Source organism: Sporosarcina cyprini (assembly GCF_022048975.1).
GTDB lineage: Bacteria > Bacillota > Bacilli > Bacillales_A > Planococcaceae > Sporosarcina > Sporosarcina cyprini.
Genome location: NZ_JAKMHX010000038.1, coordinates 88,634 through 104,433 on the forward strand (window position 1 = coordinate 88,634; position 15,800 = coordinate 104,433).

Genomic DNA, 15,800 nt, shown 5'->3' on the forward strand with positions numbered 1-15,800 from the left:
GGGATTGAAGAGGCGTATCGTATATATCACCGGGTTGATCGGTAGTGTCACGACAGCCCTGCTTTCCATACTTGGTTTCGTCGCCACGAATCGCCTGATGTATATGAAATTAAAAGACAGCGATGTCATTTTGAAGCGGGAAGTGGGCGCGAAACGGTTTGATGAGCATTGGTATGAAACTGTCCGGAAAGAAGACCTATGGATTGATTCCCCAAATGGGTATCCGCTGCGAGCCGTCTTCCTGAAACCTCTTGATACCAAGAAGACTGTCATCATTTGCCACGGCGTCACGGAAAATAAAATCAATTCCATGAAATATGCCCGGCTGTTTGAAAGGCTCGGTTTTAATTCTGTCGTCTATGACCATCGCCGGCATGGCGACTCAGGAGGTAAAACGACGAGCTTCGGGTATTATGAAAAGCAGGACTTGCAAGCAATTGTCCATGCTGTCCGGGAACAAATCGGCAGCGAGGCGATTCTAGGCATTCATGGTGAATCCATGGGCGCTGCCACTACTATTTTGTATGGCGGAGAATTTGAAGAAGAAGCCGACTTTTATATCGTAGACTGTCCGTTTTCCGATTTCTCGGAGCAAATTCTTCATATCCTCCGAATTAACACACCACTTCGTTCTCGAATGACACTGCGCATCGCCAATCTATTTTTAAAAATTCGTGATGGCTATACGACCACCTTGGTCTCACCTCGTGAAGTGATCAGAAATGTGACGAAGCCGATGCTATTCATCCATAGCCTGGAGGATGATTTTATTTTGCCCGAGATGACAAAAGAGTTGTACGAATTAAAGCCTGACCGGAAGAGAATGAAACTTTTTGAAAAAGGCGCACATGCCAAATCGTTCAATGAAAATCCGGAAGCCTACGAAGAAACGCTACAACGTTTTTTAACGGAATACCATTTGATAAACCCGTCCTAATTAGGGCGGGTTTCTTGTGTGTAACCACATTCAGGGCAATCAAAAAGCCATCCTCCTTATCAATAATTACGATAAGAAAGATGACTTGTCCAAATTAATTGAATTATGCCAAGAAAGATATATCCATTTTATGAACACGAACAAGCATTCAAAGTGCAGATCTTCATCAAATCGCTTCCTATCCACGATTTAAATCATTTCTTATCATTCAACTTGTTCATTTGTGCCATCATCTGATTAATCTTCTTTTGTGAAGGTTTTTGTCCCATTTGCATCATCATCATGCGCAGCATTTGCTCATTGATTGGCGGGTTTTCTTTCAGATATTTCATCATGTATTGACGTGCCATGAAAAATCCAAGGGCCACACCAGCAATTAATGCGACGACAGCAATTAGGATTACCCAAATCGTGCCCATCCGCTTTTACCTCCTTCACTTACCAAAATCAAGTTTACTCCACCATGATGGATTATACAACATCAGGATGCAATATGGCAATGACTCCATGCAAAATCGTTATTTTCCTTTCTTATACCTCTCATTTATTTTTCCTCGCAAACACAAAGGCCGTCCCTGAAATGCACCTTATAAATGGGATGCATTTCAGGGACGGCCTTTTTAACTTGGTTCATATATCACTAAAATGAAATCATCTTTTCGGATACTAAGTGATTGGCATGTTTGACAGGCTTGAGCCATCCCCATTCCCCAACACCTTCCATGACCGCAAAGTATCGGTCATGTGAACCGGACAATGCGACAAACAGATCCAAATCGAGCATTCTCGAGCCATCGCAATAAGCTTGTACAGAATAAGGGGACACCGAGATATAGATGGAACCTTTCATGGGATGCGTTAATCGATAGGAACCTTCCTCTGCCTCTACAGATGAAAAGTTTTTGACTAGATGATCCATGATGGCCTGGTCAATTGTCAGTTCCTCAATATGGTCACATAAGTATTGGATCTCTTGAGCTGGTTGCCGATGATTTGTTTCTTCCCGTAACAGATCATAGAGCAAACGTTCCCGCCCAATAATAAATGATAAATATTCATTTTTCACTTTGTAAATTTCGTAAGATCTCACAACCATCACCCCCTTTGCTCTATCCTACACAATGTCTTATGAAAAACTTGTCAGTTTGTGTTAAATAATTTCACTATTATTGTCGTATGAATGTGATTATTCAATCAATTTTAATTACTCTTCTATACCCATTTCATGTAAATTCAAACGATGTGTATGGATACATAAAGAAAAAGCGAAGGGATCTTAGTCCCAACGCTTTTCTTCATTATTAACCAATTAGCTTTTTAACTTTATTTACAACATTCTCAACTGTAAAGCCATATTGCTCAATTACTGTGTCTCCAGGAGCACTTGCGCCAAATGTATCGATTCCGAGGACATCCCCTTCAGTGCCTGTATACTTATGCCAGCCGAGGGAAGATCCCATCTCAATAGCCAAGCGTTTCGTTATGGATTTAGGCAATACGGTTTCCTTATATGCTTCATCTTGCTGATCAAACAGATTCCAGGAAGGCATGGAAACGACGGATACTTCGATTCCTTCGTTCTTTAGGCTTTCTTGTGCTTTGACTGCCAATCCTACTTCAGAACCCGTTGCGATCAAAATAGCATCTGCGGTTTCTTTGCCTGCAGGCGAAACGACATATGCACCTTTTTTCACTTGTTCCATCGCCAATTCACCGGACTTTTCGAGAACCGGCAAGTTTTGACGGGAAAGTACGAGTAATGTCGGTGTGTCTTGTGATGTGACTGCGATATTCCAGGCAGCTGAAGTTTCGTTACCGTCTGCTGGACGAATAACATTCAGTCCTGGCATCGCACGGTAGGAAGCCAAGTGCTCTACCGGCTCATGTGTCGGTCCATCTTCCCCTACAGCGATGCTGTCATGCGTGAAGACGTATGTGACCGGCAAGCCCATTAGCGCTGAAAGTCTAATAGCAGGTCGAACATAATCACTAAAGACAAAGAACGTACCGCCAAACACATTTAAACCGCCATGTAGCGCCATACCATTGAGTGCGGCACCCATTCCAAACTCACGAACACCAAACCAGATATTTCGGCCAGCATAGTTTCCTGGCAGGAAGTCGCCTTCCCCTTTCATTGACGTTTTGTTAGAACCGGCCAAATCGGCACTTCCGCCAAAGAAGGATGGAAGCTTCTTGGCAATTGCATTGATAGCATCACCTGAAGCGGAGCGGGTCGCAACCGATTTGCCTGCTTCATAAGAAGGCAATGCTTCCGTGACTTCGCTTGGACTTTCGTTTTGGATCGCCCGTTTCAATTGCTGCGCAAGATCTCCGTGTTCTGCTTCATATTGAGCAAAAAGGTCATTCCAGCTTTGTTCTTCTTGCACGCCGAGACGGTCCGTCGCTTCTTTAAACGCTTCATAAACGCCATCCGGAACGTGGAAGTCTTCCTCGTATGTCCATTTGTAATATTCTTTTGTCAACTTCATTTCATCTTCGCCAAGCGGTGCACCATGGACATCCGCTTTGCCGGATTTATTCGGGGAGCCGTAGCCGATAACAGTTTTCACTTCGATAATCGTCGGTCCGCCAGAATTCGATTTCGCCTGTTCAATTGCTTTGGACACTAAACCGATATTGTTGCCGTTCTCGACCCGGATATAATTCCAGCCGTATGATTCAAAACGTTTTTGGATATTTTCAGTGAAGGACATATCCAGCTCGCCATCCAAAGAAATGTCATTGCTGTCATAAAGGACGATGAGTTTATCTAACTGGAGGTGGCCAGCCAATGAGATTGATTCGGCTGCTACCCCTTCCATCAGGTCTCCGTCGCCACAAAGAGCATACGTATAATGGTCGATTACATCGTAGCCTGGTTTGTTATATGTGGCTGCTAGGTGCTTTTCAGCCATCGCCATACCTACCGCCATTCCGATTCCTTGACCGAGCGGGCCAGTAGTTGCTTCGACGCCTGCTGTATGTCCATACTCAGGATGTCCTGGCGTCTTGGAGCCCCATTGTCTGAAGTTCTTAATTTCATCCATCGAGAGTCCGTATCCGCTAAGATGGAGCAAGCTGTAAAGCAGCATGGAGCCATGCCCTGCAGAGAGGACAAAACGATCCCGGTTGAACCATTCTGGATTTGATGGGTTATGTTTCATATGTTTCGTCCAAAGAGTGTATGCCATCGGAGCAGCGCCCATCGGCAATCCAGGGTGTCCTGAATTTGCTTTTTCAATCGCATCAATTGATAATGTGCGAATGGTATTAATGGCTAGTTGATCGATTTGTTCGGTCATGTCTGTCATCCTTCCCGTTTCCATCTCTAGTAGATCGTATTAAAGTATTCCCACTCTAGTGTAGTCAAAATGAAGGAGAAATACAAATCGAGTTTGTCCGTCTTGCCGTAAAACTCAATTTCTATCACTTTATCTCAATTCAACGTTACTTAGTTTTTCATCTTATCAATTCGGAAACTTTTTATTGCGGGCATCTTTGACCTTTTGAGGTGTCACGTCGTTCCCTTCCGGATCAATTACTTTCACACTCTCAATCGTATTTCTCATGGAAGTCCGCAATGATTGCAAGTACTCCTTACGTAAAGCCGTTTGTTCCTTTGCCTCTTCTATCGATAAGCCTGTTGTCTTTGATTTGTTCGAAAGCTCGTTGATTCGTTTAATTTTGTCTTCTGATAGCATTTCTGTGGTCCTCCTAAAAATTCGAATATACCGCTATCATAAAAAGTATACAAAAACAGCAGGAAGTGCAACCATTCAGCCTTCCTGCTGTTCTTCATATTCTTTATATCTCCGGTGGACTGTCGCTTTACTGATGGAATGGCCAAGCCCTTTCAAAATACCCGTGATTTCTTCGAAGGTCAGACCTTTTTTTCGCAGCGAAACAATTTCTTCCGTCGGAACGTCCAAGCGCTCACGGCCTTCGCTGTTCCCTTTGTTCTTTAAGTTCTTTTCCGGTCGGTATCCTTGTTTAACTGCTCTTTTCATACCACGCCTAATTTTCGCATTATGAATTTTTCGCTGGTATTCTTCCACAATAGATAATATTTCTAATAACATCGTATCCATCTCATTCAATTGCAGCGGGCCGCTGTCATGATTTGTAATGACAGTCGTATTTGTCTTCGCAAGCAAATGTAAAATAGCAACTCTGGCATTCCCTCTTCCCAGCCGTGTCTCGTCCTGGATCAGAACAGCTTCAATGCCTTCCCGCTTTACAGATTCAAGAAGGCTGAGCAGACCTTCCCTGTCAATATCATAGCCGCTATGCTTATCAGAGAAAGTGTGTACCAGCTCATATCCCAACTGTGCGGCTAGTGCTGCCAACTCTTCTTGTTGCCTTACAAGGGAAATTTCCTGCTCATTTTTTTCCGTACTCACACGAGTATATATTACGCAACGCATCCCGGCCCGCATTATTTTCCTTCTCCAGCGAGCTCGAAATGATCCATCTCGACAGGAGCCGTTTTAACTTGAGGCACTTTCAACCGATCGCCCGTTCGGATGAAAGATGAATCCAAATCATTCATAGCCATCACATCATCGATCCACTTATCAATTCTCTTGCCGTCGGATAGGTCGGTAGCCAGTTGCCATAGCGTGTCGCCTTCCGATACTGTGATTTCTTTAAATACTGCTGGTTCCTTATGTTTGTATGTTCCGATCCATGTGAATGCAATGCTTGTCGCCATGATTAAAATTAGAAATATGTATTTTTGTATGAATCTCATTAAAATGCCCTCCTAGAATGTCTGTTCGGAATGTTTGTTCTCATTATAGGATAGGGAATTTCCCTTGTCAACCTATTTTCGAACCTCTGTTTGCCATTTAACCGAACACCTGTTATACTATCGGTAAGGAATCATTCGGTCATGTGCGTTAGCAATCTTTCGAGTATGACTAGATTAGAGGGGTGAGACGTTTGAAGAAAATTTCTAAGAGACAGCAGGACATTTTGACATTTATTAAAGAAGAAGTTCGGTTAAAAGGGTACCCGCCATCCGTACGGGAAATCGGAGAAGCGGTCGGCCTTGCTTCCAGTTCAACCGTTCATGGCCACTTGGCCAGGCTAGAGAGCAAAGGGTTCATCAGACGGGATCCGACAAAACCAAGAGCAATTGAAATATTGGATCCGGAGGGGCTTGATGCTTTGAAGCCTGGCGTTCTCCATGTTCCATTAGTCGGAAAGGTTACAGCAGGACAACCTATTACGGCAATTGAAAATATAGAAGAGTACTTTCCACTTCCGGAGACGTACGGCACGTCAGATGACCAATTGTTCATGCTGGAAATTGTCGGTGACAGTATGATTGAAGCCGGCATTCTGAATGGTGACTATGTTGTCGTGAAACAACAGCACACTGCCAATAATGGCGAAATCGTCGTAGCAATGACAGAAGAAGATGAAGCGACTGTTAAGCGGTTCTATAAAGAAAAAGATTACTTCCGCCTGCAACCAGAAAATTCATCTATGGAACCGATTATCGTCAATGCCGTGTCCATACTGGGCAAGGTAATCGGCGTCTATCGGCTGATTCATTAAAAAAGCTGTTCCCGTTGGAAATACGGGAACAGCTTTTTGTTATTCTATCAATCCAGCTTTGGAAAGTTTAGCAACGGATGCGATGATTGCCGCTTTTACATGTTCATATGTCAATCCACCTTGCACGTATGCGGTGTATGGGGGACGAATCGGGCCATCGGCAGTCAATTCGATGCTGGAGCCTTGTATGAATGTACCCGCCGCCATAATGACGTCGTCTTCATATCCAGGCATATAGGACGGTTCCGGTGAATAGTGGGCATTGATCGGCGAGTTCTCTTGGATTGTTTTACAGAAAGCGATCATCTGGTCAGCCGTTTTAAAATTGACTGATTGGATTAAATCCGTTCGCTTCACCCCGTAATGCGGAGTTGTGTCAAATCCGAAACTCTCCAAAAATGCGGATGTGAATAAAGCTCCCTTGACTGCTTGGCTCACTACGTGAGGAGCAAGGAAAAATCCTTGGTACATCTCCAATAACGTATCGAGGGAAGCTCCTGCTTCTGCCCCGAGTCCAGGTGAAGTCATACGGTACGCACATTTCTCAATTAGATCCGCTCGACCTGCAATGTAGCCGCCTGTCCGGGCAAGCCCGCCCCCGGGATTTTTTATGAGTGATCCTGCCATCAGATCTGCACCGATTTCCGTCGGCTCTTTTGTTTCTACAAACTCACCGTAGCAGTTGTCGACAAACACGACGAGCTCATTATTTATCGATTTAACGAAAGAAATCATCTCTTCAATCTCATCAATTTTATATGAAGGGCGGCTTGAGTACCCTTTTGAACGCTGAATCCCGATCATTTTTGTTTTCGGGCCAATTTGTCTTGCAATTTCATCGTAATCCACTGTTCCATCGCTCTGTAAGTCAACATGTTTATAGGCAATGCCAAAGTCTGCAAGAGATCCTGTATCTTTTCCTTTGCCTGAAACAATTGACTCTAAAGTATCGTATGGTTTGCCTGTTATATACAAGAGCTCGTCGCCTGGACGCAGCACGCCGAATAAACTGATGGAGATAGCATGCGTTCCTGATATGATTTGATTGCGAACCAGGCACGCCTCCGCTCCAAATACATCCGCGTATACTTGTTCTAGGACATCACGGCCCGTATCGTCATAGCCATAGCCCGTTGAACCGGTTAGATGGAAATCGCTGACCGAATTGGAGCGGAAAGCAGCCAACACTTTTTTCTGATTAATAAAAGCGTTCTGTTCCACGACTTTCACATATGGAGCTATCATTCCCTCCACTTCTTCGGCACGCTGCATTAAAGTTGTTTCATCATAGGTCGTCATTTTTCTTCCTCATTCCGTTAGTATTCACTACATTATCTTAACAGTCTAGTTGCGCACGTCAAATAGAAACGGCATAATACGTAGGGGCCTGTTTAATTTTTTAAGGAGGAGAAAAAATGGCGTGGGAAGTTTTCAGCTTCATCGGCACAGCAGCATTCGCCATTTCCGGCGCTTTGGTCGCAATGGAAGAGGATTATGATCTATTTGGTGTCTATATATTAGGAATGGTTACTGCTTTTGGAGGAGGCGCGGTTCGGAATCTCTTAATTGGCGTTCCGATTTCGGTGCTATGGGATCAACATTTCTTATTTATTGTCGCAACTGTACTAATCTTAATCGTATTTTTCTTTTTAAAGTATATCCTGCACCACTGGAATCGATGGGGCACTTATTTTGATGCAATTGGCCTCGCTGCTTTTGCCATTCAAGGGGCCATGCTTGCTGTCCGTTTGGATATGACCTTGTTTGCTGTTGCTGTGGCAGCGGTTCTTACAGGGGCTGGAGGAGGGGTAATCAGGGATGTTCTTGCAGGGAGGAGACCGCTCGTTTTTAAAAAGGACATATATGCCGTTTGGGCAGCTGTCGCAGGGATCATTGTCGGGCTTGGCGCCTATCGTTATGACACGGCCCTGTATGCTCTTCTCGTCCTGACTGCGGGTCTTCGTATCCTGTCCTATTTATTCCATTGGAGGCTGCCGCATGGCAAATATCATCATTGAGCATTAAAGAGCATGACAAAAAAAGACTGTAGAAGGATCTATCAATACCTTCTACAGTCGCTTTGGTTTACTCTTCTTCTTTTAGAATGACAGGTTTTGAAGGAACATATGTGGAAATGGCATGTTTGTAAATTAATTGTTGTTTCCCGTCTGACTCAAGTAAAACCGTATAATTATCATACGATTTGACGAGCCCTTTCAATTGAAACCCGTTCAATAGGAACACGGTAACGAAGGTATTGTTTTTTCGCAGTGAATTTAAAAATACTTCTTGCATATTTCCCTGTGACATTTGCCCATCCTCCAGTTCTATTTTTCTAACTCTCTTTTTTATTATTCGGCTCCTCTGCTTGAAAACCCTTTAATAATGTCAAAATTCCATCTATCATTTCTTGACGATCCTCTGTCGCATTAAACCAGGATATTTGCAATTTATTCCTCAAATAGGTCAATTGCCGTTTGGCATAGTTTCTTGTGTTTTTCTTCACAAGCTCGACTGCTTCTTCGAGGGAAAGAAACCCGTCTAAATAGAGATACAGCTCTTTGTAACCAATTGCCTGAACCGCCTGAGTATCTCGGATTCCCTGCTCCCAAAGAGCTCGCACCTCATCCACCAGACCTTGTTCGACCATCGCGTCCACACGCCGGTCAATCCGCTCATAAAGCAGTTCCCTCGGAAGATCCAATCCTATCAGCAGATGTGGGTAGAGTGCCTTATCGCCTTTCCCCTGCTCATGATCCACCTTTGATTTCCCAGTCACTTCAATAATTTCTAATGCTCGGATAACTCGTCTCGTATTATTGGGATGGATTTTCTCCGCACTTTCGGGATCGAGCTGTTTTAGCCTGTCATAAAGGGATTGACTCCCTTGTTCTGCGGCCTCTTGTTCCAGTTTGTTACGGACAGCCGGATCCCCCGCCTGTTCGGTAAAGCGAAAATCAAAGAGGACCGCTTGTATGTACAATCCAGTGCCCCCAACGATAATCGGTTGTTTTCCTCTTGAGGAAATCTCTTCAATGCAGCTTCTGACATCATTCTGATAATCCGCTACCGAATAATCTTCAGACGGTTTTTTCGTATCAAAAAGATGGTGTGGAATTCCACCCATCTCGTCTTCTGTAATTTTTGCAGTTCCAATATCAAGTCCTTGGTAGACTTGCATGGAATCTCCATTAATAATTTCGCCATCCAGTAGTGAAGCCAATTCGACACTTAACGCTGTCTTCCCCGACGCAGTCGGTCCTACGATAGCAATTACTGTTTTTTTCTGATTCATTTTCCCTCTATCCAATCCACGATGAAATGAAATACTTCCTGCCGATTTTGTTCTTGCAGCATTTCGTGACGGCCTTCGTCATACAACATCACAGTAATCTGTTTTATTCCGGCTTCTTCGTATTGCCGGGCAGCTTCCCAAACCCCTTTACCTTTCCTCCCGACCGGATCTTCACTTCCCGAAAGGAAAAGAATTGGTAGTTGTTCTTTGATTGCTTTATGGAGCTGTATATTGTTCGCTTTTTTCAGTCCTGTAAATAACTCCAGGAAAAATTTTGTCGTTGGCACTGCACCGCAAAGCGGATCCTCGATATATTCCCGGACCGACTGAGAATTGGTGGACAACCAATCAAAAGGAGTCATCGCTTGAGGAACGGATTTTGAAAATGCACCAAAGACAAGTTTATTCAACAAAGGATCGCGCGTATCAAATCGACCCAGCCGGCCGGTAATCCGGGCAAGCCCGATTCCAGCTGCGCCGCCTATGCCCGGATCACCACCAGTTCCCGACAAAATAAGCCGGTCTATATTTTGATGAAGCTGCACATATCTTCTGGCAATAAATGATCCCATACTATGACCGAACAAGATAGAATTCTCGCCCGGCACCTCTCTGCGAAACAACGAAATTACTTCATGGGCATCATGTACAATCTGGTCAAATGTTACGTCATCTCCGAAATGACCGAGAAAACCATTTAACGATGCTGTTTTTCCGTGGCCTCGATGGTCGTGCCCTGAAACGACATACCCTTGTGAAGCGAGGAAAGTCATAAATTCTTCGTAACGGCCGATATGTTCGGACATCCCATGCAAAATATGAATGTGGCCAATCGGTTTTATCGACGGTTGGACCATACAGGCATGAATGCTCGTTCCATCTTCCATCTCAATTGTTCGAATGTGCATGACTGTCCCCCTTCACTTGAGCCAGTTCAATCTGCTGCTCCAATTCTCGCAAATACCTTGTTTTCTCCTCAGCCGAATACGCCAGCAAACGTGACATATAGTCTGTCACATCCTCTTTGTATTCTTTCACCTTGGCGATATTAAAATACAAATCCCCTGTGCGGCGGATGAAGAAGTCAGATGGTGTCATCGCCATCTCGTAATGGACGGCATATAAGATCTCCGCTTTCAAGACAGCCGGCAGAACGCTTTTCTCAGCAGTCATCGCATGCGCGTAATTGAACAGAATGTCCACATTCGTGCCATACGTGGCTGCAAGGCGCCTACCTTCATCTTTTAATATGCCGAATAATACAGCCTCATTTGCTTTGCTTTCCTGGAACGCCTTAAATTGTTCTTCATTTTCAAATTCGCCCCCGGATAAACGCAGATGCTCCGTGACACAAGGGCCAAATTCCTTCTTCGAAAACTTCTTTGCCACACGGTCAACAACGGTTTCCGCCATCTTCCGGTAGCCAGTCAATTTGCCGCCCGCGATGGTGATCAAACCAGTCTCCGACTCCCATATTTCATCTTTCCGAGATATTTCTGAAGCTTTTTTTCCTTCTTCGTAGATGAGAGGACGAACACCCGCCCACGTTGACTCCACATGCTGACGATCAACAGCAACAGAGGGAAACATATAATGAACAGCCTCGAGCAAATATGCCACGTCTTCTTCCGTGGCAGCCGGATTGGAGCGGTCTTCGTCAAAAAATGTATCCGTCGTGCCAATATACGCTTTTCTGCCTCGCGGGATGGCAAATATCATGCGGCCATCCGGGGCATCAAAATAAATCGCTTGCCGTAAAGGGAAAACCGATTGGTCGATGACAATATGAATCCCTTTTGTCAGGCGCAACCGTTTGTCATTGGAGATGGCGTCCTTCTTTCGAACTTCATCCACCCAAGGTCCCGTCGCATTGACGATAACGGATGCATTCACAGAAAAATAGTCGCCGTCCAGCATATCCCACACGGCTGCGCCGGACAATTTGCCGTCCTCGTCATAGTTGAAATGTTCGACTTTCATATAATTTAAGCAGACCGCACCTTTTTCTGCCGCTTTTTTCAGCGCTTCCATCGTCAGTCTGGCATCGTCTGTCCGATACTCTACATAATGCCCTCCGCCAAGCAAACCTTCCTTTCTCACTAAAGGCTCCATTTGAATCACTTCGTCTGAAGTCAGCATCTCCCGGCGTTCTTCTCTCCGAACTCCCGCCAGCTTATCGTACGCGAAAAGGCCGGCTGAAGTAGTAAATCGGCCAAAAGTGCCTCCTTTATGGAATGGGAGAAGCATCCGTTCCGGTTCTGTGACATGCAGTGCATTGTTATAGACAATTTCCCGCTCTTTGCCTGTTTCAGCAACGATTTTAATATCCAATTGTTTTAAATAACGCAATCCGCCATGAACCAGTTTCGTTGACCGGCTGGATGTCCCTGCGGCATAATCCTGCATTTCGACGAGAGCGACGGAGAGTCCTCTCGTCACGGCATCAAGCGCAATTCCTGCCCCTGTAATCCCGCCTCCTACGACGAGCAGATCGAAATGATACTCCTGCAAAAACTGTTTGAATTTAGGCCTTTCCAATGCTGATAGCATACGTCTCACTCCTTTTACGGTTTAAAGACTCTTGTCGCTTCCACAGCTTTCTTCCAACCCGTATACAAACGGTCTCTTTCACTGACATCCATCTTTGGTGAATATGTTCTTTCCTTCGACCATAACTTCTCCAGCTCTTCTAAAGAGCTGTAAAACCCAGTTGCCAGTCCAGCTAAATAAGCTGCCCCCAGCGCAGTCGTCTCCAAATATTTGGAACGCTCCACTTCAATTTGCAACAGGTCACTCTGAAACTGCATTAGAAATTCATTGGAGACCGCTCCGCCGTCGACTCGCAAAACATTCAGCCCGGTGCCGGAGTCTTTCTCCATCGTCAACAGGACATCTTTGGACTGATATGCAAGCGCCTCGATAGTTGCACGAACGAAATGCTCCTTCGTTGTCCCTCTCGTCAGCCCGAAAACGGCTCCTCTGGCGTCCGAATCCCAATACGGGGTGCCGAGTCCAACAAAAGCAGGAACGACGTAGACACCGTCAGAAGAAGCGACACGCGCAGCATAAGCCTCGGAATCAGATGCTTTTTGGAACATCCGCAACCCGTCCCGCAGCCATTGGATGGCAGATCCTGCAACAAACACACTGCCTTCCAGGGCATAGGTCACGTTATCCCCAAGTCCCCATGCGACAGTCGTCAGCAGCCCATTTTCAGAGCGAACCATTTTATCTCCTGTATTCAAAAGCATGAAGCAGCCTGTGCCATACGTGTTTTTCGCCATGCCCTCATGGAAACAGGCCTGGCCGAACAATGCACATTGCTGATCACCTGCCGCACCGGCAATCGGAATTTTTGCGCCGAAAAATTCAGCAGGGTCTGTATGTGCGTAGACTTCGGAGGATGGTCTGATTTCAGGCAACAGCTGCATGGGCACTTCGAATTTTTTACAGAGATCTTCATCCCAAGCAAGCGTTTCAAGGTTAAAGAGCATCGTCCTGGATGCATTGGAATAGTCGGTAACATGCACAGCCCCTCCGGAAAGCTTCCAAATCAAAAACGTTTCCATCGTGCCAAAGAGCAGCTCCCCTTGTTCTGCCCGCTCTCTCGCTCCTTGCACATGATCCAATATCCATTTCACTTTGGAAGCAGAGAAATAAGGATCCAGTTGGAGTCCGGTTTTATTTCTGATTTCCGCTTCCCATCCTTCTCGCTTCCATTCATCAATGATGCCCTGGGTTTGTCTGGATTGCCATACAACGGCATGGTAAATAGGCTGCCCCGTCTGCTTATCCCAGATGACCGTCGTCTCCCGCTGGTTCGTGATCCCGATTCCCGCGATGTCCTCGGGCCGGCTCCCGCTTTCCGTCAATACGGATGCGATCACAGATAAGACAGAACCCCAAATCTCGTTCGCATTATGTTCTACCCAGCCGGGTTGAGGGTAGAATTGTTTGAACTCCCGTTGAGAGACATGGGCAATTTCCCCTTGCTTGTTAAATAAAATCGCTCTTGTGCTTGTTGTGCCCTGGTCGATCGCTAGTATAAATTTCCCCATTCACCATCACTCCCTTGATTCACATTACCCGTTTAAACATCTTTTCAATTTCATACGTTGAAAAATGAATAAGGACCGGTCTGCCATGCGGACAAGTATATGGATTTTCAGCTTTCGATAAATCGGACAGCAATCTCTCCATATCCGAGAATGTCAAATAATGATTGGCCTTAATTGACTTTTTGCAGCTCATCATAATGGCCGATTCCTCACGCAGCTTTCCGATGTTGATCTGTTTATTCGTCAACACTTGCTCGATAATATCTTCGATAATGGCTGTCTCTTCTCCTGCTGGAAACCAGGAAGGATACTCTCGTACTGTATAAGACGAGGGGCCGAATTCCTCTAAAAAGATTCCGACGGCGTGCAGCATTTCCATATGCTCCTCAATCGCGGTTTTGTCACTGCCAGAGTAATGAAAGATCAGCGGCATGAGCAGCAGCTGACGCTCCTCGTGATCGACTTTCGCTACTTTATCTCTAAAGTATTCATATTTTATCCGTTCCTGTGCGGCATGCTGGTCAATCATATAAAAGCCATCTTCGTTTTGCGCTATGATGTATGTTCCATGCACTTGGCCAACCGGAACGAGAGAAGGAAAACGTTTTTCCGGCTTCTTTTCATCCGCCAGCCCTTGTTCAATTTCAGGCAGCGTTTCATTTTCCAGTTGTTCTCTATCTTCCGGCATATTTTCTTGTACGGCTAATTCCTCTGTCACCGCTAAAGCGGGCTCCTCCGCCATCGTTTCCATCACGGTCTCGTTATTCCCTCGCTCCGGCTGAATATAGGTGTTCGGTGCAGAAGATACACCCGTCTCCTTTTTCGGCCAGAAAGGTTTTTGAATCGGTTCAGGCGATGCCGGTTCCTGAGCGGTTGTCCGGGCTTGCATATTCCATATTATCGTTTGCTCGGATGGCCGTTTGATAGCCGGCTCTTTTTTGATTGCATCCGGAATAATAATATGATTGCGGATTGCTTCATGGATGGATGTTTTGATGAGCGCCAGCAATTCCCCTTCTTTGCTGACACGGATCTGCTGCTTGGAAGGGTGAACATTGACGTCTGTCAAATAGGGATCCGCCTCCACATTAATGACCGCGATCGGATAACGGCCAATGGGCAGATACGTATGCATGCCGTCCAATATCGCTTGATTGACAGCGTAACTTTTGACCCACCTGCCGTTGACGATAAGTGTCATGTAATTTTTTGAGGCTCTTGTCATTTCCGGCAATGTGACGAACCCTTGGATCGTATAGTCGGCATTGTCGCCTTTAAAAGGAATCATTTTACGAGCGACATCCACGCTATAAATTTCAGCCAATACTCTTCGCTGATCCCCATTGCCCGCCGTATGCAGTATTTTATAGTTTTCGTGCATTAACTGGAAAGCAATATGAGGATGGCTCAAAGCGAGCCGGTTCACCAAATCAATCGTATGACCCAGTTCGGTTTGGATCGTTTTCATATATTTCAATCGGGCAGGCGTATTGAAAAACAACTGGCTGACAATAATGTCCGTTCCTTTTCGGAAGGCGGCATTATCATGTTTAATCACCCGGCCGCCTTCCAATTGCACTTCGGTGCCTTCCGATTCGCCATCGGATGTCCATAGCTGGATTTTCGCAACAGACGCGATACTTGCAAGCGCCTCTCCGCGAAATCCGAGCGTCCGGATTCTGAATAAATCATGCTCATTGCTAATTTTGCTTGTGGCATGCCTCTCGAACGCCAACACAGCGTCCTTTCGTGACATGCCCTTCCCGTTATCGGTAACACGGATTGAAGTGAGTCCTGCTTCCTCTAAAGCAATTTCAATCGTCGTACTGCCAGCATCTATAGCATTTTCCACTAATTCCTTTACGATCGATGCAGGCCGTTCAACCACTTCGCCTGCCGCGATCTTGTTTGATAATGCATCATCCATTACCGTAATGATATCCAC

16 protein-coding genes are annotated in these 15,800 nt (G+C 45.4%); 3 read left to right on the forward strand and 13 right to left on the reverse strand.

The window, feature by feature from the left end; translation table 11 throughout:
• The first annotated feature begins 4 nt into the window (after nt 1-4).
• Complete coding sequence (locus L7D49_RS19005) at nt 5-937, forward strand: alpha/beta hydrolase (protein ID WP_238083894.1); 933 nt, start codon at nt 5-7, stop codon at nt 935-937.
• A gap of 194 nt (nt 938-1,131) precedes the next feature.
• Here the strand turns inward: L7D49_RS19005 and L7D49_RS19010 are convergent, their stop codons facing one another.
• From L7D49_RS19010 to yneA, 6 genes are all read right to left on the reverse strand, one after another.
• Nucleotides 1,132-1,356 carry a YneF family protein gene (locus L7D49_RS19010; protein ID WP_238083897.1) on the reverse strand — a complete coding sequence of 75 codons (225 nt, stop codon included), beginning with the start codon at nt 1,354-1,356 and terminating at the stop codon, nt 1,132-1,134.
• 221 nt (nt 1,357-1,577) lie between these two features.
• Nucleotides 1,578-2,027, reverse strand: a complete 450-nt coding sequence (sirA, locus tag L7D49_RS19015) for a sporulation inhibitor of replication protein SirA (RefSeq protein WP_238083899.1) — start codon at nt 2,025-2,027, stop codon at nt 1,578-1,580.
• A gap of 211 nt (nt 2,028-2,238) precedes the next feature.
• Nucleotides 2,239-4,242, reverse strand: coding sequence for a transketolase (gene tkt / locus L7D49_RS19020; RefSeq protein ID WP_238083902.1), 2,004 nt, complete (start codon nt 4,240-4,242; stop codon nt 2,239-2,241).
• A 165-nt stretch (nt 4,243-4,407) separates the two neighbouring features.
• Nucleotides 4,408-4,641, reverse strand: coding sequence for a DUF896 domain-containing protein (locus tag L7D49_RS19025; protein ID WP_238083905.1), 234 nt, complete (start codon nt 4,639-4,641; stop codon nt 4,408-4,410).
• A gap of 75 nt (nt 4,642-4,716) precedes the next feature.
• A complete protein-coding gene (locus L7D49_RS19030; RefSeq protein ID WP_238083907.1) occupies nt 4,717-5,364 on the reverse strand; it encodes a YneB family resolvase-like protein in 648 nt (215 codons plus the stop codon).
• 11 nt (nt 5,365-5,375) lie between these two features.
• Nucleotides 5,376-5,690 carry a cell division suppressor protein YneA gene (yneA, locus tag L7D49_RS19035; protein ID WP_238083909.1) on the reverse strand — a complete coding sequence of 105 codons (315 nt, stop codon included), beginning with the start codon at nt 5,688-5,690 and terminating at the stop codon, nt 5,376-5,378.
• Nucleotides 5,691-5,881: 191 nt separating this feature from the next.
• On the opposite strand from yneA, the gene lexA reads away from it, so the two are divergent.
• Nucleotides 5,882-6,502 (forward strand): transcriptional repressor LexA, encoded by a 621-nt coding sequence (gene lexA / locus L7D49_RS19040; RefSeq protein ID WP_184206596.1) that lies wholly within the window; start codon nt 5,882-5,884, stop codon nt 6,500-6,502.
• A gap of 39 nt (nt 6,503-6,541) precedes the next feature.
• Here the strand turns inward: lexA and L7D49_RS19045 are convergent, their stop codons facing one another.
• A complete protein-coding gene (locus L7D49_RS19045; protein WP_238083911.1) occupies nt 6,542-7,801 on the reverse strand; it encodes a methionine gamma-lyase family protein in 1,260 nt (419 codons plus the stop codon).
• Nucleotides 7,802-7,917: 116 nt separating this feature from the next.
• On the opposite strand from L7D49_RS19045, the gene L7D49_RS19050 reads away from it, so the two are divergent.
• Entirely contained in the window at nt 7,918-8,520 is a 603-nt protein-coding gene (locus tag L7D49_RS19050; protein ID WP_238083913.1) for a trimeric intracellular cation channel family protein, read from the forward strand.
• Nucleotides 8,521-8,587: 67 nt separating this feature from the next.
• Here L7D49_RS19050 and hfq read toward each other — a convergent pair whose 3' ends face one another.
• Genes hfq through mutL form a run of 6 tightly spaced genes read right to left on the reverse strand, consistent with a single transcriptional unit; the run spans nt 8,588 to nt 15,800 of the window.
• Nucleotides 8,588-8,812 carry an RNA chaperone Hfq gene (hfq, locus tag L7D49_RS19055; RefSeq protein ID WP_238083915.1) on the reverse strand — a complete coding sequence of 75 codons (225 nt, stop codon included), beginning with the start codon at nt 8,810-8,812 and terminating at the stop codon, nt 8,588-8,590.
• 25 nt (nt 8,813-8,837) lie between these two features.
• Nucleotides 8,838-9,797 carry a tRNA (adenosine(37)-N6)-dimethylallyltransferase MiaA gene (gene miaA / locus L7D49_RS19060; RefSeq protein ID WP_238083918.1) on the reverse strand — a complete coding sequence of 320 codons (960 nt, stop codon included), beginning with the start codon at nt 9,795-9,797 and terminating at the stop codon, nt 8,838-8,840.
• A complete protein-coding gene (locus L7D49_RS19065; protein WP_238083920.1) occupies nt 9,794-10,705 on the reverse strand; it encodes an alpha/beta fold hydrolase in 912 nt (303 codons plus the stop codon). Before L7D49_RS19065 ends, miaA begins: the two co-directional genes overlap by 4 nt.
• Nucleotides 10,686-12,347: a glycerol-3-phosphate dehydrogenase/oxidase gene (locus tag L7D49_RS19070; RefSeq protein ID WP_238083922.1), complete on the reverse strand. Its 1,662-nt coding sequence runs from the start codon at nt 12,345-12,347 to the stop codon at nt 10,686-10,688. The genes L7D49_RS19065 and L7D49_RS19070 overlap by 20 nt, the downstream gene beginning before the upstream one ends.
• 14 nt (nt 12,348-12,361) lie before the next feature.
• Nucleotides 12,362-13,855 carry a glycerol kinase GlpK gene (gene glpK, locus L7D49_RS19075; RefSeq protein ID WP_238083924.1) on the reverse strand — a complete coding sequence of 498 codons (1,494 nt, stop codon included), beginning with the start codon at nt 13,853-13,855 and terminating at the stop codon, nt 12,362-12,364.
• Nucleotides 13,856-13,874: 19 nt separating this feature from the next.
• Nucleotides 13,875-15,800, reverse strand: coding sequence for a DNA mismatch repair endonuclease MutL (mutL, locus tag L7D49_RS19080; RefSeq protein ID WP_336246409.1), 1,926 nt, complete (start codon nt 15,798-15,800; stop codon nt 13,875-13,877).